We start from the raw sequence: 24,355 nt of genomic DNA on the forward strand, positions 1-24,355 counted from the left end.
GCGGAGCGACAGATAATGCGCAAGCGGCGTTCATACCCCGCGTTGCACCATGTCGCGGATTTTCACGGCCTTTTCGAAATGATCCAGCCTGTGGGTTTCGATCCACCATGTTGCGGCCTCCATCAGAAGTGGCGGATCATCGTTGCGGTTGGCAAAGAACGCATAGAAGGACAGGCCGACATTTTCACCTTTCTGGACAATCTTGCGGTCGCAGACGTCGATGATTTTTGCGCGCAGTGCGGCTCTCATTCTGGTGTCGCGAATGTCAGGTTCGCCCACAGCGTTTCCCAGACGGCACCGGTCATTTCAGCCAGTTGGGCGGTGGGTTCGCGGATGACCACCGCATCAATCATATAGCGGTGGCCTGGTTTAACCGGGAAAGTGGCGATCCCTTGATCGTCCGTTCTGTAGAGGTTGATGCTGGCGGCTTCGCCGCGGCGCTTTTCGAAGACTTCGATTTGCTCGTTTGCGCGCACATTCTCGCGGTAAAACAGCTGGACGCTGAACCCGTTGGTCAGATCGTCTGTATAAGGATTGTTGAGGGCGACAAGCTCTGTTTCCAACCCGGCGCGCCGGTCGGAGCCCGCACTGTTTCCGACGCCGATCAAGGATTTGGAATAGCGGGAGTAGATTTCGCTGAAATTCTCTTCGGGCAGGCCGCGTTCCTGATGGCGTGGTAGCAGGTTGCCCAGATCTTTGTGGTCGATGAAGGTCTGGAATTTTCCCCAGGTTTCGTAATTTACGACGGCATTCTTGGCCTGATAGGCTGCAATATTCAGGCCTTCCTGCACGGGTGCCTGATTGAGGGCAGGGCGGTCGCCAGCGCGGCCCCGGACACGGGCTGTCTCATCCCCGGAAAACAGTACGAAATTCACAAACTGTCCCGGTACATAGGGGAGCGATCTGCCTGAAAACTCTTGCCCATTGACAATGTTCGCCTCAAGGTTACGGTCCCCGGCGATCTGGTAGCGCAGAGGCTCAATCCAGAATTCATGGGCCGTAACCGGCGCGGCGAGCAAAGACAAAACAAGGGTGAGACAACGCATGACGATTTCCTTTTTGAACTGGCTTAAGGTTGCGTATCACGCGCTTTTGTCAAGTATTCTTGCCTTGATTGTGATCGCGGCGGGACCGGCATCGGCACATGAGGTGTTTCCCAGCATTCTGAACCTCCGCGCTGACGATGGTGTGATCCTGATCGAGGTGGACGTCAACGCCGAAGCGTTACTGGCTGATGTCGATCTGAGCGCCGTGGCCGATACGGATGAGGCCGAGAATGCAGAGAGTTATGACAATCTGCGCGCATTATCCCCGCAAGAGATCGCAGACCGGTTTGACAGCTATTTCCCAGCTTTTGCGGACAACCTGACCGTGCTTGCCGATGGTGCACCTGTGACTCTGCGCAATAATGGGGTGATCGTTCAACCCCAAGCGGACGGTGAACTGCCCCGTGAAACCCGTGTAAGCCTTGTGGGTGATTACCCTACGGATGCCACAACGCTCGATATTGGTTGGATCGCCGCGTATGGCACGCTGATCGTGCGGCAGAATGATATCGCCAATGAACCCTATACCGGCACCCTGTCGGGCGGCGACATGTCCGGTTCATTCAACATTGATGGCGGTAATGCGCAATCCGGTTGGCAGGTCTTTGTCGATTACATCCCAATCGGGTTTGATCACATTGTTCCCAAAGGCTTGGATCATATTCTCTTTGTCTTGGGGCTGTTTTTCCTTGCGGCCCGGATGCGCCCGTTGCTGGTTCAGGTATCGCTGTTCACTTTGGCCCACACAATCACGCTCGCGCTGGCCGCGTTGGGGCATACGCAATTCCTGGATGATTTCTTTCTCAACACCTTTGGGATTGAATTTATTGCCGTGGTCGAGCCGTTGATTGCGCTTTCGATTGTATATGTCGCGGTCGAAAACATCTTTATGAAAGGGATCAGCCCTTGGCGGCCCTTTGTTGTCTTTGCGTTCGGTTTGTTGCACGGGCTTGGCTTTGCCTCTGTGCTGGCGGAATTCGGTTTGCCCGATAACGCATTTGTACCTGCCCTAATCGGCTTTAACGTTGGCGTTGAGGTCGGTCAGCTTGCCGTTATCGCGGTGGTATTCCTGTGTGTCTGGCAGGCGTTGCGGGTTGACCGCGGTGCCAATGAGGCCAACCAAGGCTTTGCGCTTTACGGTGTACTGCTGGTCGTCGCCGCTGCGCTCATGGCGCTTGAACCTGCGGCGCTTGTCGTCGCGCTGGAGAACCCTGTCTGGGTCTTTGCTGCACCACTTGCAGCACTGTTCGTGCTTTGCATCGCATCCATTCAGTTGCGGGATAAACCGGACGCTTATCGGCGTCTGGTATCCAACCCCGCATCCGTCGCCATTGCTGTTGTCGGGGCCTATTGGTTCCTTGACCGGATCGGGGGCTTGGCGTTTCTGTAACAGAGGCATTTGCTGAGCCGGTCGGCAATTTAACATAAATACACGGGCTGTTGGCAATCTGAGGGTTGCCACCAGCTGACACCAGCGCTAAGAGGCGCTCACTTAATCCCGCAGGCGGGGGCGGGTCCGATGGGGAGAAATCCCGGACGATCCACCGGTTGGCATCACGCTAATCCCCCGCTGAGGCTTGAAACCGGAAAAGGAAAATATATGGCTCTTCCCGAGTTCACCATGCGTCAGCTGCTTGAAGCAGGCGTACACTTTGGTCACCAGACCGCGCGTTGGAACCCCAAGATGGGTCAATACATCTACGGTTCGCGCAACGGCATCCACATCATGGATCTGACACAGACCGTACCACTGTTGGATCAGGCGTTGCAGATCATCCGTGACACCGTCGCAAAAGGCGGCCGCGTTCTGTTCGTCGGCACCAAGCGCCAGGCAGCCAAACCCATCATGGACGCCGCCGAAAAATCCGCACAGTTCTACATGAACCACCGCTGGTTGGGCGGCACGCTGACCAACTGGCAGACAGTGTCTCAGTCCATCAACCGTCTGAAGGCGATTGATGAAGCTTCGGAAAACGGGTTCACCGGCCTGACCAAGAAAGAGCGTCTGGGCATGGAGCGTGAGCAGGGCAAATTGCAGGCCTCGCTGGGCGGGATCCGCGAAATGGGCGGCACGCCTGATCTGCTGTTCGTCATCGACGTGAACAAGGAAGACCTTGCCATCGCCGAAGCGAAAAAACTGGGTATTCCTGTTGTAGCCGTGGTTGATACCAACTGCTCGCCCGATGGTGTGGATTACATCATTCCTGGCAATGACGATGCAGCCCGTGCCATCGCACTTTACACCGATCTGGCCGCCCGCGCGGCGCTGGACGGCATGACCGCACAGCTGGGTGCTGCTGGTGTCGATATGGGCGCCATGGAAGAGCTGGCCGAGGAAGTGATTGCCGGGGAAGCCGCAGCCGAAGAAGCTGCCGCGTCCTAAGGAGCGTCATAAAACAGTCGGGCAGGGGCACTATGCCCCGCCCGGAATGCATTCATTCCGTCAAGGAGAATTAAAATGGCAATCACCGCTGCAATGGTGAAAGAGCTGCGCGACACTACAGGCGCAGGCATGATGGACGCCAAAAAGGCGTTGACCGAAAATGATGGCGACATGGACGCGGCTGTTGATTGGCTGCGCACCAAAGGTCTGGCCAAAGCGGCCAAGAAGGCTGGCCGTACAGCGGCCGAGGGTCTGGTCGCAGTTGCTGTTAAAGACGGCAAAGGCGTCGCGATCGAAGTGAATTCCGAAACAGATTTTGTTGCGAAAAATGCTGACTTCCAAAAAATGGTCGGCAAGATCGCCAACGCCGCCTTGGATGCGAGCGATCTGGACGGGCTGAAAAGCACGCAGATCGACGGGAAATCCGTCGAGCAGACTGTGACAGACGCTGTTGCCGTGATCGGTGAAAACATGTCCGTGCGTCGGATGGTTGCGCTTGAAGGTGGTACCGTGGTGAACTACGTCCACAATGCTGCTGCCCCCGGTATGGGCAATATCGGCGTGCTGGTCGCCATGACGGGCGACAATGAGGCATTCGGCCGTCAGGTTGCGATGCATATTGCTGCCGCCAACCCTGCGTCGTTGTCCGAGGATGATCTTGACCCGGCAGTGGTCGAGAAGGAAAAGCAGGTCCAGATGGATATCGCTCGCGAAAGCGGCAAGCCTGAGGCTGTCATCGAAAAGATGATTGTTGGCCGGATGAAGAAATACATGGCCGAGGTCACGCTGCTGAACCAGCAATTCGTGGTGAACCCTGACCTGACTGTTGCCCAGGCTGCAAAAGACGCCGGTGTCGAAATCACCGGCTATGCTCGCCTGGAAGTTGGCGAAGGCATCGAAAAAGCTGAAGAAGATTTCGCGGCTGAAGTGGCTAAGCTGAATAGCTGATCTTTACCGAATTTTCAATTAAAAGCCCGCTCAAATGAGCGGGCTTTTTTATTTCAAAACAAGGGTACTCGAATCTATTTCTAGGTGTAATTGTGAGGGTCCAATACAACCCAATTAAAGGAATCCCGATGCCTGTGGAAACGATTGTTGACGAAAATAATCAGTATCCTTGGACGAGTATAGAAATTGAGTTTGATGACAACGGTGTCATGCTCACCCGCACTATTAATTTTGATGACGGTATCAGCGCGCTAGAAACATTTGAGAGCGGACAGATGACCTCACTGCTTAAAACTGACACCGGTGATGATGGCGGGATCAAACCGTGGACCTCAGTCCTGATGTCATATGATGCGACCGGCCGCTTGGAAGAACGTTATACCATATATGATGATGGTCGCGCATTGACAGAAATGATTGATGGGTCTGTGGAAATGACCCTTGAAGAAGACCTTGATGACATTGCGAACTGGACAACAATCGAAACAAATTCCGTAGGAAGAACGATTTCAGATCGGGTTATAACCTATGACAATGGTGTGATCCGCTCCGAGCTTTTTAACGGTGGATGGCTCCGAAGCGTTGTTGAAACTGATGGATTCGAGATAGGTGACGGTACGCCACCTGAACATGGCGGTGTGAAATCATGGACCCAACGCAAAACCAGTTATGATAGCTGGGGCCTTATTGAAAGCCGCAAAACAGAATTCGATAATGGCATATATAGAGATGAAGGCTTCGAAGATGGCCAAATCACTTTCAAGGCGGAGTTTGATGGGTATAACCCGTGGTCTGGGAGCGCTCCGCCTACAGATGGCGGCGCGTTCTCTTGGGATTTCCGGGCCTATAGTTACTCGGGCGGAATATTAACTGGGCACAAGATCATCTATGACAATTATATTGTCGAGCAAGGCTACTATAGTGCGTATGGGTTCCCGGGGCTATTACAGTCTACAATCAAGACTGATGGATTTGATCCGACTCTCGGTGAGGCCCCCCCGGAGGATGGCGGTTCTATGGCATGGACGCGACTGATCACCGATTACCACCCGGATGGTGAAATATTCGGCAAAACATACGAATTTGACGATGGCGTTGTCAGGTTTGAGACTTACCAACAAGGATCACTCTGGCGGGTCTATATTGGCGATGGTTTTATGCCAATTTCGGAAAACGTACCTGCCGATAGTGGCGTAAAACCATGGGAAACGATCACTGAATCCTATGAGGTCAGTGGTTTAATTAGCTTCCGCGAAACAACCTATGACAACGGCGATGTGAAGCTGGACCGATTTGAGAATGGTGTATTGTTCTCATCACTTAAAGCTGATGGGTATCACCCAACCTTTGATACGCCACCCGTGGATGGTGGAAATGCCGAATGGAGTAGCATCGAAACCTTATATAGCTCCTCCGGTCAGATCGAATCCCGTGCAACTATTTATGATGATGGCGACACGATCATTTTCAATTTTGAAGATGGTGAACGCAGTGAAAGAGTGCGTGTCGATGGCGACGGTGATGAGACGTGGCTGCTCAGCGTGACAACCTACGGTGAAGATGGCAATCAAACCGTGAATTATGACACTGCTGAAGATGTACCTGACGCGTACTTCGACTATCTTGCGTTCACGGCTTTGTCTGACATCGCCTGATATTGAAAAGACGCGGCACCGCGCTCGGGAGAAACGCGGTGCCGCTACGATCGCAGTGCCTGTCCAAACGGGACGGGGACAGACCAGCATCGGCGGCTGACGCCCATAGGCAAACCCTGGACGTCAGCGTCCGGTTACCCGGCACAGGTATCAGAGCCCTGAAATCACAAGGTTTATACCCGCTGTTCCCAGGCCTAAGGCCACCACTCACGGAACACGGATAATTTGCCGATTTACGTCAAGTTAAGAAAGTCAGGGAAACCTGACCCTGCGTCTTTTAATAATTTTTTCCGCCACGTCAGATGTAACAAGATTGCGTCAAACTTCGACATCCATGATGAACATTTGGTTGTAGAAGGCAGCTTTGAGTACGGCCTGTGCAGTTGTTTCCACATCCAGCGCTTCGCGTGCCAGTCGTAAATGTTTTTCGACAGTTGCCGATGTGAGCCCCAGCAAAAGTGCGATGTCTTGCGTGGTCTTGCCGTCACCAACCCATTGCAACACCTCGCGCTGCCGTTTGGTCAGGTGCCGTTCACCGGAATAGGGCAGGGTGAGCAGCTTCAAGTGCATGACGTTATTCATGACGATAATTTCGTCGCCATGCTTGGCCCAAGTCTGTTCAACCGCATCCTGACTGATCCCGGCTTTGGCGGTCAGCGCAATGGCAGCCTTGGTCCGCTCCGAGATCGAGCGGAAGCTGATCGTATAGCCTGCAGTGACATCCATCTGTCTGTTGAATTCCATCACCCGCTTTTCACTGGGCGTCAGGTTGTCGATGCGGTTCATATCCATCATCCAGCGCCAGCTGCACGCACCATCATTGGCGAGCGCCCAATTCAGCATCGGCGCGTGATAGTAATAGCCTTCGTCAAAGAACATCCGCATGTATTCAGGGCTTTGCGTCGATAGCAGCACCCAATCTTGCGGATCCCCCAGCGAGCTGGACGTCCGGTAGCGGGTAAAACCATACATCAGCCGGTCAAACCCGTAGCCGCCCATCTGTGTCGTATGAATATCCCAGAGCTCTTCGACAGAGCGTGCGTTTGTCAGCTTGTCGAGCTGATTCACAAAATCAGTCATTGATGTCTCCGATATGGGACAGGAGTGCGTCCATGGCCAGCGGGTATCCTGCCGCGCCAAAGCCACAAATCTGCCCGACCGCCACCCGGCCAATATAGGATTTGTGTCGGAACGTCTCTCTTGCGTGGATGTTCGACAGATGCAGTTCGACCACCGGCAGCGCGACAGATGCAATCGCATCCATCAGTGCGACTGATGTATGCGTGTAGGCGCCGGCGTTAAGAATGATTCCATTATGCTTGCCTTGTGCCGCGTGGATCGCGTCGATCAGCTTGCCTTCATGATTTGATTGCTCAAAATGGAGCGTTACGCCAAGCGCGGACGCCTTGGCTACGCAAAGGTTTTCGATGTCCTTGAGGGTGGTCGATCCATAGACCTCTGGCTGGCGGGTGCCGAGCAGATTCAGGTTAGGACCGTTCAGAATGAGAAGAGAGCGTTTCATGAACGTGCTTTAACACTTTTAACTACCTAGCCAAAAGGCTAATTTCCGCCGCTCGGCCACTGGATGCGATAGTCTGGATGGTCTATCCCTGTGCATGATCCGCAATAGCGGATAGAAATATGTATCGATTTTTGCTGCCGTAGCCCGAAGTGAGACTGTCCAAGTGCCCCATTCCAAGGTCATCATCACCACGATGAAGAACGAGGCCCCCTATATTCTGGAATGGGTGGCGCATCATCTGATCATCGGTTTTGATCACATCGTCGTTTTTACAAATGACTGTACGGATGGCACTGACGAATTGCTTACTCGGCTGCAAGAGCTGGGCTACCTGACTTTCCGTTCTCATAAGCCAGGACGTGGTGGTGTGCACCGATCAGCCCTGCGACGCGCGCGCGCGCTGAACGTCGTCAAAGAAGCGGAATGGGTCTATGTGACCGATGCCGATGAGTTTTTGAATATCCACGCTGGTGATAACACCGTTGATGCGCTGATTGCGGCGAGTGGCGGCGATGATGTCGATGTGATCCAGATCCCATGGCGGATATTTTCGAATAACGGACGATATGTGCTGCGTGATTCTTTGGTGACCGAGCAATTTACTGATGCTGAACCTTCCTATGAAGAAGGCGGGGCAGGGCGGCGATTTGTGAAATCACTTTTCCGCAATAACGAGACATACCTGCGTTTCGGATCACATAATCCACTGCTGCGCGACGAGGACGATGGCAAGTTGATCTGGGTACGCCCTGGCGGGATTGATGCATCCAATATGCAGATGGGCAACCATGTGCCGCCACCCTTCGGCCACGACGTTGCGCAGGTCAATCACTACGCTGTACGCTCTGCACAGTCATATCTTCTCAAACGTCTGCGCGGTAGATCGTCGCATACAGGACAGATGATTGACACCAGCTATTGGGACAGGTGGAACCGCGGTGGCGTACCTGATGAGAGTATTCATCGATACGCCGCTGCAATGCGTTCACAACTGGCAGTTTTTCGGGCGGATGAAGCGTTGGATAAACTCCATCGTCGCGGTTTCCGCTGGCATAAGTCGCTTTTGAAAGAGCTTTCAAAAGAAGACGATTACAAAAGGCTCTATCATAAGATCTGCAACTCACCACCGGTTGCCTGTCATCCAAAAGACCGCCAAACCAGAACGTCTTGGAACCTTAAAATACAAGATGTTGGACCGTCTACTACCGCGTAATGCGCTTGCGAATGAAGGTCGTGATGCACGTATAGGATCAGGTGGCAGTCATTTTTTGTGAATGACTGCCACCTGATCCTGCCGTTTTTTGTTATATTTTGCTTGAAAGACGAAGCACCCGGAAATTTGGTCTGCGACCTGCTCTAGCTCGGCCTGAAGAGCCTTGTCACTATGCTCAAATAACCTGGATTTTTGGAAACCGTCAAAAAGTGCAGCCGTTTTTGTGAAATTTGGCCTTTCCATATGCGGCGGCTGCCAGCGTAGGTCTTCGATGATGTAAAGGCCGCCATGCTTGAGACGATCAAAGAGCTCTAGAAACGCATATTGTTGGTGGTGTGACGCGTGTGATGCATCATCGAGAATGATGTCCATCTTGGGCAATGTTTCCGCAACCAAGGCGATATTCTCGCGCTTATCCATATCGCAACGATGAAAGGTAAAGCGTTCATGTTCGAACCAAGAAAAATCGGAGATATCAAGGCCATGGACCTGCGCCGTCTCAAAAAACTTCAGCCACATCCGGATGGAGGGCAAATCCTTTGTCTCGCGGTCCTTTTCAACATTATGCTCTGGCCCGCCAATCAGCAGCCCCATTTCCATAAAGTTGACAGGCTGGTCACGGAAAGGGTGCAACAACATCTGATAGAGTTCGGTATAGCGGTGTTTGCTTGGCCCCTTGTCCGATCCGAATTCCAACGCAAGATCTGAAAGGTTCAACAGCGGAGATGGTGTAGTGTTGGCCGTCTTCATTGTTGACCCCCCGGATTTTTCGCTTTGCATGCCTTTCGGCTGGGGGACAGGTGCTTTTTCAGGCTCAATCCCGTGCATTTTTACAAGATCGTATATCACGCTTCCCGGAATCGGCAGGCCATCGTTCCGGCGGGCTAGGCGCGGTCTGACACGACGTCCGTAAAAGTGAATGGAGGCCGTGTCCGGCTTGATATAATTCTCGATGTTTTTGATAGGCCGCAGCATTTCACGCCGATCGCTGAAGCTGAATGGATAAAGCACATGCCGTGCAAAGGCATATTCAATTTCCCCCGTTTCATGAAGAAAATGCGTTAGTGCATGCGGCCCCCACACGCCCCAGGGCTGTTCGCTCGCATGTACCGGCTGCCCCGCGTCGCGTGCATGCTGCAACTTACGCTGATATTTTTCACCGTACCAGCTAGGGATGGCGAATTCGTCACGCGTGTATTCAAGCAGAGCACCAAGTGTATCACTGTCCTGTGGCAAGCCAAGAACACCACCATTAACGTTTACATCAGACTCCCAGCCATAGAAATGTCCACTCTTGGTGCGGAATGGAAGCGCGCAATAGGCGTCCGTATCGGCCCAGATCGTCTTTTCCGACATCGATAGCAACCTGTACCGGAACAGATCCGAATGCAGTGCGGGACTGCCTGTTCGGTTGTGCTGCAAAAAATCGGTGCGCGGAAGAATATCATCGGCAGATGCCAGTTCTATGCCATCAGGCACGTTCTGCAAAGGACCGTAATGATAAAGCCGTACGTGATGCCCGGCATCTATGAAGGATTTCAGGCATAGCTGTTCCAGATAGCTGAGCGGGCCTTCCATCCACAGTGCCGCAATTGTATACTCTTCACGTGCCATAGCAGAAGCTTCCTATCTCTCAGCCGAATGAGCCAAACAATGCTCACAATAATGAACCTCTGCGGCCCGGAAAGGTCGGCTCACACGGTGACCAACAACATGTTGATCGGGATGGTGATGCAAGTTTTTGCGCCGACGCGGTTTCCAACTGAATATGGTAGGTGATAGACTTCGTCAAACGCTTGGTCATCAATCGTTGAGCAGAATTGTAATAGGTAACTTATGTCACGTAGCACATGTACAGTTCCGGAGAATCTCTTCGGTATCAACAAATATTGTTTTGACGTCTGCTCGCACGTGTTTTTTAATCATCTACATAGGTATTCCGCATCATGAAGGTAGGGTTGTTGTCCTGCGTCAGGGATGAAGGGCCGTTCCTGCTCGAATGGGTCGCGTATCACCTATTGCGTGGCTTTGATCCAATCGTGGTGTATAGTAACGATTCTTCCGATGGCACGACCGAACTCCTTGATACGTTGGATCGTGCAGGCGTTCTTACGCATGTACTACAACAGCTCGCGCCTAGCCAAGCACCACAATTTGTGGCCGCTGACATCGCATTTGATCACCCTGAACTACAGGCGGCCGACTGGCTGATTTGGCTGGACGTGGACGAGTTTCTATATTGTACGCATTGGAACAATGATGTTCGCGACATGGCGGAAAACATGTCTGAGATTGCTGATGTCGTCTGTATCAACTGGTTGAACTTCGGCAGCGGTGGTGTCGAAAAGTGGTCACCCGGACTTGTGATTGAACAATTCCTTCATCGGGGACCCGAGAATTCAAGCCGCAATATTATGTATAAAAGTCTTTTCAAAAGGTCAAACAAGGTGCGTGGTTTCGGGCTTCACCGACCGTTTATGAAATCCGATTTTCGCGAAAGCGGTGGGCGCATCGTGAATACATCCTTTAAGCCGATGCATGATGAGGCTTATCGTTGGACATCACGCGCGCGCCACAAGCAAGGCGATGCACCGATGGAACTGGTATCACATGAAAACGCAGCGATTTTTCACTATCCTGTGAAGAGTCGTGAATCGTTCGAAGGAAAGCGTCGGCGAGGGCAGGGTACTAAAGCGTTGGATTCGGACGATCGTGCCATTCGGTTTCGCGAGAGGTACTGGATGATCTATAATCAGAATGCGGTTTCCGATAGCCGGATGCTTGAATGTGTAGAGCCGGTGACGCAGAAGATGAATGAACTCCTAAAGCTTCCTGAGGTGGCAGCAGCGCATGCGGCCTGTCTTGAAGGATACGCAAAACTTTTAAACCCCGAGACCTAGCTACGAATACGGCATTCGACTAGACTCATTGGGAAGGATAAACATGACCAAGCAAATCATCGGAAAACTACCGGGCGAGAGCACGGACAAAGGAGCAAAGAAAAAGCGGCGGGTATCGAAAGATGTAGTGCGTCGCAAGTTCTTGCAAAAGCTGCCAAGCGGTGGCATCGCGGTCGAGATCGGCGTTTGGCAGGGGGAATTTTCCCCAACCATTCTGGAGCTTATTGCCCCTGACAAGCTTGTTTTGATCGATCCTTGGGCCCATATCGACGATGACAGCCACGCTGAGGCGTTCGTTGGTCGCACCGGGAAGTCCAAGATGGACAAGATTTTCGATAAGGTTATCAATAAGTTTAGCGACGAAATTGAATCAGGCAAGGTGGCACTGGTCCGCGATTTTTCGGTTCCTGCGCTAGAGCAGTTCGCCGATGAGAGCATCTCGTTCGCATATGTGGATGGCGATCATTCCTATGAAGGTGTTTCAGCTGATCTGGCGGCACTGTTTCCCAAGATTAAAAAGGGCGGGATCATGGCTTTTGACGACTATCACCGCCGTGGTTGGTGGGGTGATGGTGTGATCCGCGCGATTAACGAGTTTCTGGGCCAGCATCCACGTGATCTGCGAATCCGCGCGATTGTCGGCGCACAGATCGCCATTGAAGTTCTCGAGACCGCAGAGGAAAACGGCTGATTAGTTGGCATTTTCCTGTACTACGTGAGTTTTTGACATGCGGCTGATCGTTTCGACCATGAAAGATGAGGGGCCGTTCATTCTGGAATGGATTGCTTACTATCTGTTCCTTGGGTTCGACCATTTTATCATCAACACCAATGATTGTTCTGACGGAACGGACAAAATCATTGCCCGGTTAGAAGAACTTGGCATCGCTTCCCATATCGACAATCCGGGACCATGGAAGCTTGGCCCGCAGGCGTCAGCTTATGCCAATGCCATGGCGCACCCTAAGTTCAAGGAAGCGGAATGGGTGATGGTTTGCGATGCGGATGAATTTCTGGATATCAAGGTCGGGGATCGGACTTTGGATGCGCTATTCGATGCCGCGCCACATGCTAATGTATTTGCCTTTGCATGGCGGTTGTTCGGACATAGTAAGGTGGTTGATTTCGAAGATAAATTCATCACCGAACAAATGGTCTGGGCTGCAAAACCACAGCAGGTGATGCCGCAACAGACCCGTGCGTTGAAATCACTGTACCGCAACAATGGTGTGTATCGCTTTGTCTCCACCCATCGGCCGAAAAAGGCGCGCCCCAATCGTATTCGCGAGATTCGGTGGGCGGACGGTGCAGGGGATCCGATGCCCGGTTATGAACGTCAAGGCTGGGCTTTCTGTCTGAATGGCATTGGGTATGGAGACAGCCTTGCGCGCATGAACCATTACGCAGTGCGCAGCCTCAGCTCTTATCTGATGAAACGGATGCGCGGCGACGTCAATACAACCAGCTTTCACGGAAAAATGGAATCATCCGGTGAAACCTACTGGCGGCTACATTGTTGGAATGCCATCGCGGAAACCTCGATCCTTGATACGGTGCCAGCCGTGAAAGAAATCTATGACCGTCTGCGCGCGGACCCTGTTTTGGGAGCATTGCATGATGAGGCCGTAGCGTTTCACAAAGATCGAATAACTGCGCTTAGGAAGACACCACAAGCAAATGATTTCATTTCAAAATTTGCGGACTTTGGGCATGATAGAATAGTTCAGGTCAAAGACTTGGTATTGAGCGACCCAAACGCGGCCTTTGAAGCTGCGGATTTTGATGCGAAATTATTCCTGCGCTGGATGCAGGTGACAAGATATCAAGAAACCCGGACAAGGCTGCTTGTTGGCACATTGCCTTGGTTTGCCAATTGCGATGCGCTTGAAACACCGGTGAGCCAGGCTGAGGTCCAGTCAGTTCTGAGCACTTTTTTGACCCCTGATACCGGTGGTTATGAGACGCTACCGCCATTGCCAAAGTCGCTTCTCGATAAAATTGATCAGCCACGTCCTGCACTGAGCCCGCGACAGATGCGACTTCGCCGTCGTCGGGGCGCTTTCCTGAAAGAGATTGCGAACAAAAAACAGAAAACTTGGCTGCTCGTGGGCGGTCGTCGCTTTGAATTAATTGATGACCTGTTGGCGCTGGATCGGCTGGAGACACTATACGTTATCGACCCATGGGGCATGCGGGATGCCGAGTTCGCAATCAATATTGCAGCACACAACGTGTCTGAAGCCCGCCGGGAGCGTGACGCAGAATTTTTCGCGATGGTGATGCAATATGCTGAGCAGATCAAATCGGGGCGTTTTCGCATTTGTCGCGCACAACCCGGATCTGTGTTGAAACTGTTTGAAGATAATTTCTTTGACGTTGCATTCCTGAACGGCAGCCGTACTCCGCAACGCGCTGCGGTGATTTTGGAACTGCTTGCGCAAAAGACAAAGCCAGGTGGGATGCTTGTAACGAACTCATATGAGCAAGATGCACTAGCGCATGGTATGCACAAGTTTCTTGGCAGAGATTGCTATGCAGGTGCTCGTCGTATCAGTGCGATAAACAAGCAATACCTAGCAGTGGAAGTCTAAAGTCACAAATTAAAAATTTAACATAATACTGATTATACGCATTTTGGAAATGTAGCAGCAAAGCTAAAATGTCACCCATGAGCAATTCAGGAATGTCACTCTGCCCTCAAAAATCAATGAGTGTGAGCAGACATGGGATGTGTGGTTATGAGCGAGCGCGAGTTGAACTGCATGGAAGTACTGGCGCAGGTCGATGACGGACGGCTGAGCGTCGACAATGCTTCAAACATGTTGGCTCTGACGCGTCGGCGGATTTTTCGGTTGTTGAAGCGATATCGGCTAGATGGCGCATCTGCGATCCGGCACAAGGCGCGCGGCAAACCTCCGAACAATCGCATTCATCATGCGAAGCGCGATTATGCGTTCAGAATCATCAAGGAGAGCTACGCGGACTTTGGGCCGACTCTGGCGGCTGAGATGCTAGACGAGCATCACGGGTTCACAGTCTCACGCGAGACGGTGCGCAGGTGGATGCAGGGTGCGGGTATCTGGCTGTCCCGGAAGCAACACCGAATGTTTCATCAGCCGCGCTTGCGCCGGGAATGCTTTGCTGAACATCGAGATCATCTGTGCCAATTCTTCCCAAGCCAAAGGCCGCGTCGAACGCGTGAACAGGATGCTGCAGGATCGGCTGGTAAAGGAACTGCGCATCGCCGGTATCTCGAACATGGAGGGCGGTAACTCATTTCTTGCGGGTTTCGCAGAGCGCTGCAATGCCAAGTTTGCAAAGGTTCCGGCCAAATCTGAGAATCTGCAGCGCGCTTTGAACATCGAACCGGATCGCCTCGCAGAGGTCTTCTGTCTGCGCGACAAGCACTATGTCACTAAGGATTTGACGCTCAAGTACGACCGCAAGCGAATCCGGCTTGAGGTGAATGATCTGACGCGCGGATTGGTTTGCAAATACGTCGATGTCTATGAGATGCTAGGCGGGCGTATTCAGGTGCGCGCTAAAGGCGTCGCCCTGCCCTGCAGCATTTTCTACCCGCACCAACAGCGCGTGACCCATGCCGCGATCACAGATAACAAGCATCTGAGTGCCGTTCTGGCACACATCAAAAAAGAACAGGAGAAGGCTGCACCGCCACCGAAGGTCAAACCAGAAAGCGCCAGGAACGGCTACAAAAAAGACTGGTCGCCGTTCACCAGGGCGACCTTCAAAGATGGAAGCTGACTACGAGCGCAGACGCGCTGAACGAGCTGCTGAGGCCAAAGCTTCCAAGTGACAAACCGAATTTGTTTCCTGAAAGCGGCGGCGTAGATGGTTTCGAACCCACCAAAGCTCCCGGTTGCCATTTGTCAGGGCAACATTCCGGACAATTACCACCATAGCGCTTACCCTGATCGCCATGCGCTACGCCGTCTGTCTTGGAAGGTAACTCAAACAAATGTGGGCTTCAAATCAGGCGGTGGAATTCCAAAAGCAAGGATAGGTGACCACCGAGTAACGCTGTAACCGCAAAGCCAGCCAGGGCTGCGATATTTGAGGTCTCCACCCTGTCAGGCTTTGCTCACATCTCGCCCTGTGGTGACACTTCTGCTTTGCAAACCCAGTTGCATTTCTACTTAGTTGCAACATGGAAACTTTATCGCGCCAGCACCAGTTCGGCTAGCAACCCCCCGAGTCGTTTACTGTCACCCAATCGCAGGACGCCGCCATGGGTTCGCGCGATATCTGCGACGATGGATAATCCAAGACCGACGCCGCTGCCCTTGTCTTGGTTGCGAGATGGATCAAGCCGGACGAACGGGCTGATCGCGTCTTCGCGCTGTTCAGCGGGAATGCCAGGCCCGTCATCTTCGACCCAGAACCGCACAGCGCGTTCTGTGACGCTGACTCCGATCTCAGCCCGTGTGGCGTACCGCAAGGCGTTGCTGATAAGATTGTCAAGCGCGCGGCGGATGGCCATGGGCCGTAATCCAACGACTTCGCTGCTGCCCTCGATCCCGGCGAGGCTGACGGCCTGCCCTGCCCGATGCGCATCGTCGAGTGCGGCCAAAATCAGATCGCCAGGTACCGTCGGTTCAAGGTTGTCGCCTGCATCGCTGCGCGCAAAATCCAGAAATGCATCCAACAGTTGCTGCATGTCATCCACGTCGCGCAAGAGCGGCTGCACATCGTCGTCATCAAGCATAGATAGGCCAAGCCGGAAACGTGTGAGCGGCGTGCGCAGGTCGTGGCTAACGCCCGACAACATCATCGTCCGGCTTTGCGTCTGCCGTTCCAGCCGGTTGCGCATGTCCAGAAACGCCATGCCTGCGCTGCGCACCTCGACCGCTCCCGTCGGCGTGAACGGCGTGATCCGACCCTTGCCGTAATCCGCCGCCACTGCTGCCATTCGCTTGATCGGCCGTAGCTGATTGCGTAGAAAAACATAGGCAACTCCGGTCATCAGCGCACCCATGACCACCATGATCACCAGTAGTTGGTGTGGGTTGGAGGCCGAGACCCGACGGCGGCTGAATTCCATTTTTAGTGGTCCATGCATCGTATCGACCCACAGATGCACGCGCCTGCGATCGGCAAGAGATATGGCCGCGACACTGGCAACGCCGCTACGCAGACGGTTGATTACCGTACGTCCAGTCAGATCGACAAACGGCTTAATATCTGCAGCCGGAACATCGTCTGCAGGCAGCCCAGTCACGATCTCCAGAGGTGCATCGAGGCGCGATAGCGCGTCCCGTGCGCTTGCCAGAGTCGGAGAGTCATTCACTGTGTCCACTAAAAACCGGAGCTCGATACTGACCGCACTTGTCATCATGCGCGTGACACCGTCAAAATGGCGTTGGATGAAGACAACCGAGACCAGAAGTTGCAGCAGCAGCACCGGCAAAATCAGGATCAGCGCAGCGCGGGCGTAGATGCCACGCGGCATATAGTGTTTTAGCAAGCGGAAAATCATGAGCACAGGCTAGCGCCCCGCGGCCAAAACGGAAAGCGAAGAACATGACAACGCATCGCGAATTCGAACCCGAACCAGGTGTGCCCTTTGAATTGCACCCGCTTTTGACGCTGCTGCTTGCGCCAAATCCATCGCCGATGACAAACTTGGGCACGAATACTTACATTCTTGGTAGTGCCCCTGTGGCGGTAATTGATCCGGGTCCTGACGACCCCGCCCATCTGTCCGCGCTGCAGGCGACAATCGGCGCTCGTGATGTAAGCCATATCCTCGTCACGCATAGCCACATTGATCACAGCCCCCTCGCCCGTCCGCTGGCCCTATTCTACGATGCGCCTGTCTGCGCTTACGGTGATAGTGAATCTGGCCGAAGTGCAATCATGCAAGCGCTGGCACTGGACGGGATGGTCGGTGGTGGCGAAGGCGTTGATCCCGATTTTACCCCGGATGAAGCCTTGCCCGACAATGCCGTGATCACAGGGTCTTGGGGCCAAATCACTGCGCTACATACGCCCGGCCATATGGGAAATCATCTCTGTTTTGCGTGGAATGACACGGTTTTCACAGGCGATCTGGTCATGGGATGGGCTAGTTCTCTTGTCTCGCCGCCTGATGGCGATTTAACTGACTTCATGGCCTCTTGTGCGAAACTGCAAAATTGTGACGCACAGTGTTACTATCCCGGTCACGGAGCACCGATTTACGAACCCGCTGCGCGAATTGATTGGCTGATCGGCCACCGTCGTACGCGTGAGAATCAGATACTGACGGTGTTGGCACATGGCGGCGCCACAGCAGAAAAATTGATGCTCAAAATCTATGAAGAGATCGGCCCGGCGCTGTATCCGGCAGCGACGCGCAACGTCTTCGCACATTTGATTGACCTGCATGTCAAGGGTCTCGTGACCGCCACCCCTGCCCTCTCGCCGACGGCTGTTTTTAGGCTTGATCAAGAAGATGCTGTTGATTGAAAAAATGATGCTTTACCCTCTGGACGAGGCTGAATCGCATTGCTATACGGCGTCGAGTGTTCCGACGTAGCTCAGCGGTAGAGCAGTTGACTGTTAATCAATTGGTCGTAGGTTCGATCCCTACCGTCGGAGCCAACTTACCCTTAAGTTATTGGTTTTAATGGCTTCTGTATGAGTTGGTAATTAACTGTGGCACCGCAGTGCTCCACCAACGCAGGCAAAGTGATCCATCCGTTTTAACGAACGGAGAGAGATTTTGCATATTCAACCCCACCTGTCCAAACGCGGTGACGTCTACCAATGGCGGCGGAAAACCCAAAGGTTTTCAACAGAAATCATCGATATCAAGCTCTCACTGGGGACGACGGATCGCACTCGGGCGCTTATCTTAGCCCGAAAGATCAGTGCAGAGAGTGATAAGGTCATGGAACATATCGTCGAAAATCGCATTACGCCCGAACGCGGTCGCGCCTTTTTGGCCGCCGTGATCCGAGAACAAAGGGCCAAGGTCGATCAGCTTAAATTGATGGCCCGCATCGACAGCCTCAATCCGGAAGACGACGCTCGCCACGACGCGGCCATGGCAGAAGCCTGGGGCAGGATTGCCCAGAATGGGGTAAACCACACCCCTGCCCCGGATGCGGATACGCTGGTGCTAGACAACATCGACCTGATCCAGCGAGACCTAGTGAGTCTCCCGCGTCGCAAGGCCATCACAAACGCCTATCGGCAACTGTCCGGCGAGGAGAGCCTTTCGACGATGGAATACGCGCAAATTCTCGATCTCTACGTGTCTGGAAAAGCCAAAGCCTGGTCAGGCCAAAAGGACGGAGCCCTTGCCGCGGCGCAATTCGAATCTGTACCGGCACAGACCGCACTTGAGGTGGCGCTGGAGCGCCCAAAGGCAGTGCAGGTCGAAACCGTAGCCGCGCCTCTTGATCCAGACCTTCCGTCGCCCAAGCTCCTAGAGGTGGTGGAACGCATGAACTCGATCAAACGCGCCGAAGGAATCGAAGAAAAGACCCTGCGCCACTACCCAAGCTTCGCCGCACTTTTCACCATGCTGACCGGTATCGACGACATCACACGCGTTCGCCAACCGGACGTCAAAGCGTTCCGCGCGGACCTCGCGAAGATGCCTAAAAGCTGGAGAAAAAGCCCGAAAGATCGAACAGCAACCCGCGAAGACGTCATGGCAAAATCAGCCATCCTGCCCGCTGAAAAGGTCGGTCTGTCCGTCGGCACTGTGAATCGTCACCTCGAACACCTGAACCAAATCGCGGAATGGGCGCGTGACGAAGGACTTGACGTCGATCCGATCCTAAAACCGTCCCGCCTCCGGAAGCGCGAAACTGTGCGAGCGCGCGACAAACGGGATGCGTTTGGGCCGGCTTCGATTACGTGGACCATGCGGCGCAAATGACGAATTCCTGCTCGCCGCAACCGCCCAAAACCTCCGAAAATTGGCCAAGATCTTTCCCACACCGCAGCAAACGCGAAAAGCCTGACAGGAAAAGCGCGCGCGCCGAATTGGGAACAACTATTTCTGCGCTCGCAAACGTTAGTTTTTCCACAGAAGGGCGGGAAGCAGACTTTGGCTGCAGGTGCGCTCAAGCCGCTCCTAGGTCGGCGAAGCGGAAGTCGGCTGTGATAGTGTCGCCCCAAGGCGCACCGTCACAGGGGGGACGTAGAGCCGACATTCAGTGCAGGTACAGATAGCCAGTACCTGTCAAAGCAAACGTGGCCAAGAGTGCAGTGGTCTTGGTCAACATGTTCGCATCCGCTGCCGGTGAACTCACTCTCGGCCTAATCAGACAATCTAGAGTTTTGCCTGAGGGGCCGGATAAAGTTCTGGGTTGGTCTGTCGTTATGGCTGCGCCTTCATTGCGGGATAGAACTTGACTCCTTATGGTGAAAGAACAGGCGGGAACTCAACCAGAGCAAGGAAAGAAATGCACGCAAAGATCGTCCACCTAAGTGATCTCCATTTCAAGAACGACGCTGAAAATAGAAAGCGCATTGAATATCTGAAATCGGATCTACAGCGGTTAGACGCTGAAGGAGGGGTGTTCACGGCATTCACGGGCGACCTGGTGCAGGCTGGTGATCGGCATGAAGACTACGAGGTGCTTTTCGATACACTGATCGCGCCGCTTTCAGAGATGGGTCATGAAGTTTTAGTCGTCCCTGGAAACCATGACATCCAACGCTCTGTTGCGAGCCGCAAATTCACTGAAAGACATCTGGCGGATCGGACCAGCTCTTATCTCTTTCAAAGGTCTAGCGAGATGGTCCAACCGAACTTTGAGGAGGTTGGCGATCCTCTTGAGAACTATAGAACGATTGAAGACGTTCTTGGGCCATATGACCATCATACCTACTACGGCTACTCTCGAACGCGTGGGGGCTTATCGTTTGTCGGAATGAATACGACTTGGTTATCGAGCGAGAGACCTGTTGGAGAAACTGACAGGGGAAAACTAAGGTTAGAACCCTATGTTTTGGATAAGCTGTCGGAAAATTTGCCTTCCGAAACTACGAAGATTGCTCTCTTGCACCATCCCCTCGATTGGCTTGAGGAAACAACGCGAGACGCAGTATCAAGACTACTCATGAGGCGATTTGATCTAGTTCTTTATGGCCACGTTCATGCGACTGACTTGACAAATCTGGCACGAACTGGAGCCGGATGCATCTTTATGCAATCGCCACCTTTGCGGTCGGATTGGTCAAAGGGCAGCAATGGGTACACCGTTATCCAAGCCAACTTGGAACACAAGAAGTTTGAAGTAGAGTACCGAGCCTATTCTAAGACTCGCCGCGAATTCATCCCGGGAGAAGATTTCGCCCCAAAAGGAATATTAAGGCCGAGAGAGGAGGATGAAATTTTCTATAACTTGAAGCCTTCTGGTGAGACACTCATGCTGAGATTTAGCGAATCGGAAGCTTTTGACTATACAGCATGGTACAGGGCAAATATTCGTGCAAAGTCCAAGATCACCTCGAATTTCGTAAGTCCTAGGGCACGGAACGTGGCGGGAGATCAGGACGATATTTGGCAGGAACCAGCATTGCCCGTGACACAGTTGGTCAAATCTTCTTTCCGTGACCAGTACTATATTGCACCACTAGATTCGGGCCTAACTACCGCAGCGTTCTTGACCTTCAAAACGATTGCAGATGAGTTCAGTAGCATTAGGAAGATACCTGTATTCTTTGATGCTAAAGAGCACAAAATAAACAAGTCTTCGATCCTCAGAGAGATAGGTCGGACATGCCTTGTGAGCTACAGCCATGCTGAAGTTGAGGCATTGGTGAACTCGGGGAGCATATGTGCCATAGTGGATGGCCTTTCGTTGGCAAACGTCGACCAGTTCAATTTATTTCGCGAAGTTGCTAGTAAGTTCTTTTCGAAGGTTCGGTTCATATATTTTCTCAGTACTGAGCAGCGTGGAGCTCCGATAGTCGGTAGCGCCATTCCAAACCTAAATTTCGAGACAGACGAGGTCTATGAGTTTGCGCAGATGGATGTAGCAGATATCCGTGAGATGGTGTCTCTTCGATCTTCCGAACACAGCGGCTTGCGTACAGATTTTGTCGTCTCACAGGTGGTAGAATCTTTTAGGCAAATGGACGAACCAGTTTACGCGAGCAGCGTAGCGGTCGTGGTCGAAACGCTGAATCAGGATCCAGAGTTCAAGCCAATCAACAAAGCGCGCCTTCTCGAACGATACGTCGAATGCCTATTAGGTCGCTTTGACATCGAGGATGTGCGTGAAGGAACTTTTGCCTCGAGTGACAAAATCGACCTACTGAGCTTCGCTGCGCGGCGAATGCTTGAGCAAGATGTCCAAGGCATAGCTGAGAAAGCTTGGAATGAACTTTGCGACGACTACCAAAGCGCGTATCTGGTGGATCTTCCCCGGCACCTTCTTGATGAATTCATAGAGAAGGGCATTTTAACCATTTTTAGGGGGCAGGTGACATTCAGGGGGGACTACCTTTTTTCATTCTTTGTTGCTCGCCAGATGAAAGCTGATCCGAAGTTCTCAGAAGAACTAACGACAGGAGAGTCGCTCTTCAAGTATAACAAGGAAGTTGCTTTCTACGGTGACTTGGAAGGCACTGAAGCAAGAGGCGTTCTTAATTCGATACAGACTGCACTTGACAGCTTACAAGCCATCTTGCGTGAAAACTACTCGGACGCGGGTATTGACCTTGCAGCAGAGTGGCGAGCAACCTGCATCGAACAGGATGGCACGTCGTGCCAAACGGAGGCATTTGAGAACGCCGCTGACAACTTGGGTCGATCAGATGCAACACCTGAACAAGCCGATAGGTTCGATAATTCCCAACTGTCGGAGGTCATTCGGCGTCGCGGCGTTGCTAAACGAACAGCTGTTATGGAAGCAGAGGCGAAACTGCTAGTCTCGTTAAGGCTCTATGCAGCACTTCTAAAGAACGCCCTTCAAGTTCCTGCCGCCGAGAAACTCAGTCATCTATCGAAGCTGTTTGAGTCGGCGGAGACTTGGGTGGGCTTCCTCTGCGCCTACCGAGACGAGATTGTTTCCAATCCAGTTGTCATGGTGGGAGGCATCAGGATTAATAACCCTGAAGCATTGATCAGTTCGGATCGATCTGCGCGTGAGTTCAAATACAATGCACCCAATAGTATGTCACGACTTCTTGCCGAAGGACTGAAGAATCCTCAGCTGTCCACCGCGCTTCGCAAAATGTTACCTGAATTGCCGCCAATGAGTGCGCTCTTCGCTCGTGATGCGCTTCTCGGCCTTCCTAGTGGTGAGAACAGGGAAGCATATCTAAGCAGCCTAAGAAGTGAGGAGGATATCAACTTTGCAACAGCATCTCTACGTACGCTTCGAGGACGATATCTTGCTTCTGGACGAAACAAGGCACAGAGAGAACATATCGAAGCGGTAGTTGAGCAGTTGTCGCGGATTGGCAGTCCTGTGGGCAGCATCAACTTCAACAAGTTGAAAAAGGCGAGGATGATTCGAGACATGAAAGAGAAAGCAGCTAGCCAGAACGCAAATATCCTTAACAACGATGGTCGTTGACGGTGTGGCCCGGTTGAGCAAAGAATGCGCAACACAGACACAATTGAAATCGAGCGCCTGAGGCGAATGACCGGTTTGGGCCGGAAGCCACAGATAGGCGTGATCGACCATGCGCCCGCCTCGCTGCAACGCCGCAAGTCTGCTCTGAGCCCAGAACGACCGATGCTGCGTCGCAAATCAATGGCTGCTTTTTCAGTATTCAGAGCAATTGCGTTTGACTGGTGTCGGTGCTCTATGATGGGCTGATATACGAATTTGTCCGAACATTTTGGTCTCGCGGCACACTATCCAATCAAAATCCAGCGTTTTGGACGCGGACATCCTAATAGAGGCCGTGATGTTAAAAACTGTTACCATTGAAGAACGCGCTGTCCCGTGGTTTTGGGCACTGATGTCCGGTGTGATAGGGCTGATGTTTCTGGCATTCGGTTTTTGGCTATTTGTAACCTTAACAATAGACACTCTGCGCTTCTTTTTCGGAAACGCGCATCCCCCTGAGCACTATGTTTTATTCCCATTTGGCATAATAATTTCAATACTGCTCGGGGCTTTGCTTGTTTGGGTGTTTATTAACCCATCTAAAAAGGTGGTCTTCGACGCGGCCACGCAAGACGTTCGTGTGAAATATCGTTATCCGTTCAGCTATAGACGCAATGACGTGTTTGCGCTGAAGGAAATAGGCCAGCCAGAAGTGGTTTGGCATAGAAATTCTGACTACTCTGAAGGCGGGTACTGGAAACTCACGGTGACATTGCCTGATGGCCGTAAGGTCGAACGTCGGCCACTGGATTCTACGACGGCAGACCAAAAAGAGCAGGCCAAAGTATGGCAAGCAGAAATTGAAGCAATGCGCCAGTAGCACCCTTTTTGCTTCAGGCTCCACTCCGTCAATGTAAATTCATTCGACATCTTCCCTCGGAAGCAGCCCTTGGCGCAACGGCCGTGAACGGCAGCATAGTCCCGCATAGCCGACCTGCCGAGGCTGCAACATGCGGCAAGGTTGCCCCAATGTCCGCAACGTGGGCTGCGAGCGCAGCATTCTCAACATCCGGCAAAAGGCAGGAATGGGCCGTTTGCTTCAGGCCGTACGAGGGTCGGAAAGCGGACCTAATCCGCAGGCGCGAAATCGCAGAAGCTGCCCG

18 protein-coding genes, 1 tRNA gene and 1 pseudogene are annotated in these 24,355 nt (G+C 52.7%); 14 read left to right on the forward strand and 6 right to left on the reverse strand.

The features are described from left to right. Positions 1-30: 30 nt before the first annotated feature. Both ACJ5NV_RS17700 and ACJ5NV_RS17705 read right to left on the reverse strand, forming a co-directional pair. Positions 31-249: a DUF6500 family protein gene (locus ACJ5NV_RS17700; protein ID WP_411645863.1), complete on the reverse strand. Its 219-nt coding sequence runs from the start codon at positions 247-249 to the stop codon at positions 31-33. Continuing rightward, positions 246-1,046 carry a DUF4198 domain-containing protein gene (locus ACJ5NV_RS17705; protein WP_411645864.1) on the reverse strand — a complete coding sequence of 267 codons (801 nt, stop codon included), beginning with the start codon at positions 1,044-1,046 and terminating at the stop codon, positions 246-248. The genes ACJ5NV_RS17700 and ACJ5NV_RS17705 overlap by 4 nt, the downstream gene beginning before the upstream one ends. Here ACJ5NV_RS17705 and ACJ5NV_RS17710 point away from each other — a divergent pair. From ACJ5NV_RS17710 to ACJ5NV_RS17725, 4 genes are all read left to right on the forward strand, one after another. Beyond that, positions 1,045-2,436 (forward strand): HupE/UreJ family protein, encoded by a 1,392-nt coding sequence (locus ACJ5NV_RS17710; protein ID WP_411645866.1) that lies wholly within the window; start codon positions 1,045-1,047, stop codon positions 2,434-2,436. The two genes, ACJ5NV_RS17705 and ACJ5NV_RS17710, sit on opposite strands and share 2 nt — an antisense overlap. 210 nt (positions 2,437-2,646) lie before the next feature. Further along, positions 2,647-3,429 (forward strand): 30S ribosomal protein S2, encoded by a 783-nt coding sequence (rpsB, locus tag ACJ5NV_RS17715; protein WP_411645868.1) that lies wholly within the window; start codon positions 2,647-2,649, stop codon positions 3,427-3,429. 75 nt (positions 3,430-3,504) lie between these two features. Further along, a complete protein-coding gene (tsf, locus tag ACJ5NV_RS17720) occupies positions 3,505-4,377 on the forward strand; it encodes a translation elongation factor Ts (protein ID WP_411645870.1) in 873 nt (290 codons plus the stop codon). A gap of 128 nt (positions 4,378-4,505) precedes the next feature. Then, complete coding sequence (locus ACJ5NV_RS17725; RefSeq protein WP_411645872.1) at positions 4,506-6,032, forward strand: hypothetical protein; 1,527 nt, start codon at positions 4,506-4,508, stop codon at positions 6,030-6,032. A gap of 318 nt (positions 6,033-6,350) precedes the next feature. On the opposite strand, the gene ACJ5NV_RS17730 is transcribed toward ACJ5NV_RS17725, so the two are convergent. Both ACJ5NV_RS17730 and aroQ read right to left on the reverse strand, forming a co-directional pair. Beyond that, the gene (locus tag ACJ5NV_RS17730; protein WP_411645874.1) at positions 6,351-7,112 is read right to left on the reverse strand and encodes a LuxR family transcriptional regulator; all 762 of its coding nucleotides are present in this window, start codon (positions 7,110-7,112) and stop codon (positions 6,351-6,353) included. Next, positions 7,105-7,554: a type II 3-dehydroquinate dehydratase gene (gene aroQ / locus ACJ5NV_RS17735; protein WP_411645875.1), complete on the reverse strand. Its 450-nt coding sequence runs from the start codon at positions 7,552-7,554 to the stop codon at positions 7,105-7,107. Before aroQ ends, ACJ5NV_RS17730 begins: the two co-directional genes overlap by 8 nt. A 163-nt stretch (positions 7,555-7,717) precedes the next feature. On the opposite strand from aroQ, the gene ACJ5NV_RS17740 reads away from it, so the two are divergent. Beyond that, positions 7,718-8,767: a glycosyltransferase family 2 protein gene (locus ACJ5NV_RS17740; RefSeq protein WP_411645877.1), complete on the forward strand. Its 1,050-nt coding sequence runs from the start codon at positions 7,718-7,720 to the stop codon at positions 8,765-8,767. 48 nt (positions 8,768-8,815) lie between these two features. Here ACJ5NV_RS17740 and ACJ5NV_RS17745 read toward each other — a convergent pair whose 3' ends face one another. Next, positions 8,816-10,381: a hypothetical protein gene (locus ACJ5NV_RS17745; RefSeq protein ID WP_411645879.1), complete on the reverse strand. Its 1,566-nt coding sequence runs from the start codon at positions 10,379-10,381 to the stop codon at positions 8,816-8,818. Between the two features lie 332 nt (positions 10,382-10,713). Here ACJ5NV_RS17745 and ACJ5NV_RS17750 point away from each other — a divergent pair, with 332 nt between their 5' ends. The 4 genes and pseudogenes from ACJ5NV_RS17750 to ACJ5NV_RS17765 all read left to right on the forward strand — a co-directional run bounded on the left by ACJ5NV_RS17750 (position 10,714) and on the right by ACJ5NV_RS17765 (position 15,432). After that, positions 10,714-11,667: a glycosyltransferase family 2 protein gene (locus ACJ5NV_RS17750; protein WP_411645880.1), complete on the forward strand. Its 954-nt coding sequence runs from the start codon at positions 10,714-10,716 to the stop codon at positions 11,665-11,667. A gap of 43 nt (positions 11,668-11,710) precedes the next feature. Then, positions 11,711-12,358, forward strand: coding sequence for a class I SAM-dependent methyltransferase (locus tag ACJ5NV_RS17755; protein WP_411645882.1), 648 nt, complete (start codon positions 11,711-11,713; stop codon positions 12,356-12,358). A 37-nt stretch (positions 12,359-12,395) separates the two neighbouring features. Then, complete coding sequence (locus ACJ5NV_RS17760; RefSeq protein WP_411645884.1) at positions 12,396-14,258, forward strand: glycosyltransferase family 2 protein; 1,863 nt, start codon at positions 12,396-12,398, stop codon at positions 14,256-14,258. Positions 14,259-14,390: 132 nt separating this feature from the next. After that, positions 14,391-15,432 (forward strand): annotated as a pseudogene (locus ACJ5NV_RS17765) (helix-turn-helix domain-containing protein). Positions 15,433-15,844: 412 nt separating this feature from the next. On the opposite strand, the gene ACJ5NV_RS17770 reads toward ACJ5NV_RS17765, so the two are convergent. Continuing rightward, complete coding sequence (locus tag ACJ5NV_RS17770; RefSeq protein WP_411645897.1) at positions 15,845-17,164, reverse strand: ATP-binding protein; 1,320 nt, start codon at positions 17,162-17,164, stop codon at positions 15,845-15,847. A gap of 44 nt (positions 17,165-17,208) precedes the next feature. Between ACJ5NV_RS17770 and ACJ5NV_RS17775 the strand changes: the two genes are divergently transcribed. From ACJ5NV_RS17775 to ACJ5NV_RS17795, 5 genes are all read left to right on the forward strand, one after another. Next, entirely contained in the window at positions 17,209-18,135 is a 927-nt protein-coding gene (locus ACJ5NV_RS17775; protein ID WP_411645885.1) for an MBL fold metallo-hydrolase, read from the forward strand. 60 nt (positions 18,136-18,195) lie between these two features. Beyond that, positions 18,196-18,270, forward strand: a tRNA-Asn gene (locus ACJ5NV_RS17780). A gap of 289 nt (positions 18,271-18,559) precedes the next feature. Then, positions 18,560-19,558, forward strand: a complete 999-nt coding sequence (locus ACJ5NV_RS17785) for a hypothetical protein (protein WP_411645887.1) — start codon at positions 18,560-18,562, stop codon at positions 19,556-19,558. A gap of 529 nt (positions 19,559-20,087) precedes the next feature. Continuing rightward, on the forward strand, positions 20,088-23,213 hold the full coding sequence (locus ACJ5NV_RS17790) for a metallophosphoesterase (RefSeq protein ID WP_411645889.1): 3,126 nt from the start codon (positions 20,088-20,090) through the stop codon (positions 23,211-23,213). Positions 23,214-23,550: 337 nt separating this feature from the next. Beyond that, entirely contained in the window at positions 23,551-24,072 is a 522-nt protein-coding gene (locus tag ACJ5NV_RS17795) for a hypothetical protein (RefSeq protein WP_411645891.1), read from the forward strand. Positions 24,073-24,355 lie beyond the last annotated feature (283 nt).

It is taken from the genome of Loktanella agnita, assembly GCF_046640325.1.
Classification (GTDB): domain Bacteria; phylum Pseudomonadota; class Alphaproteobacteria; order Rhodobacterales; family Rhodobacteraceae; genus Yoonia; species Yoonia agnita.

Excerpts from the sequence above, each read along its gene's own strand:
- ACJ5NV_RS17700 (WP_411645863.1), bottom strand. The coding sequence starts at position 249 with ATGAGAGCCGCACTGCGCGCAAAAATCATCGACGTCTGCGACCGCAAG.
- ACJ5NV_RS17710 (WP_411645866.1), top strand. The coding sequence starts at position 1,045 with ATGACGATTTCCTTTTTGAACTGGCTTAAGGTTGCGTATCACGCGCTT.
- ACJ5NV_RS17705 (WP_411645864.1), bottom strand. The coding sequence starts at position 1,046 with ATGCGTTGTCTCACCCTTGTTTTGTCTTTGCTCGCCGCGCCGGTTACG.
- rpsB (WP_411645868.1), top strand. The coding sequence starts at position 2,647 with ATGGCTCTTCCCGAGTTCACCATGCGTCAGCTGCTTGAAGCAGGCGTA.
- tsf (WP_411645870.1), top strand. The coding sequence starts at position 3,505 with ATGGCAATCACCGCTGCAATGGTGAAAGAGCTGCGCGACACTACAGGC.
- ACJ5NV_RS17725 (WP_411645872.1), top strand. The coding sequence starts at position 4,506 with ATGCCTGTGGAAACGATTGTTGACGAAAATAATCAGTATCCTTGGACG.
- ACJ5NV_RS17730 (WP_411645874.1), bottom strand. The coding sequence starts at position 7,112 with ATGACTGATTTTGTGAATCAGCTCGACAAGCTGACAAACGCACGCTCT.
- aroQ (WP_411645875.1), bottom strand. The coding sequence starts at position 7,554 with ATGAAACGCTCTCTTCTCATTCTGAACGGTCCTAACCTGAATCTGCTC.
- ACJ5NV_RS17745 (WP_411645879.1), bottom strand. The coding sequence starts at position 10,381 with ATGGCACGTGAAGAGTATACAATTGCGGCACTGTGGATGGAAGGCCCG.
- ACJ5NV_RS17750 (WP_411645880.1), top strand. The coding sequence starts at position 10,714 with ATGAAGGTAGGGTTGTTGTCCTGCGTCAGGGATGAAGGGCCGTTCCTG.
- ACJ5NV_RS17755 (WP_411645882.1), top strand. The coding sequence starts at position 11,711 with ATGACCAAGCAAATCATCGGAAAACTACCGGGCGAGAGCACGGACAAA.
- ACJ5NV_RS17760 (WP_411645884.1), top strand. The coding sequence starts at position 12,396 with ATGCGGCTGATCGTTTCGACCATGAAAGATGAGGGGCCGTTCATTCTG.
- ACJ5NV_RS17770 (WP_411645897.1), bottom strand. The coding sequence starts at position 17,164 with ATGATTTTCCGCTTGCTAAAACACTATATGCCGCGTGGCATCTACGCC.
- ACJ5NV_RS17775 (WP_411645885.1), top strand. The coding sequence starts at position 17,209 with ATGACAACGCATCGCGAATTCGAACCCGAACCAGGTGTGCCCTTTGAA.
- ACJ5NV_RS17785 (WP_411645887.1), top strand. The coding sequence starts at position 18,560 with ATGGAACATATCGTCGAAAATCGCATTACGCCCGAACGCGGTCGCGCC.
- ACJ5NV_RS17790 (WP_411645889.1), top strand. The coding sequence starts at position 20,088 with ATGCACGCAAAGATCGTCCACCTAAGTGATCTCCATTTCAAGAACGAC.
- ACJ5NV_RS17795 (WP_411645891.1), top strand. The coding sequence starts at position 23,551 with ATGTTAAAAACTGTTACCATTGAAGAACGCGCTGTCCCGTGGTTTTGG.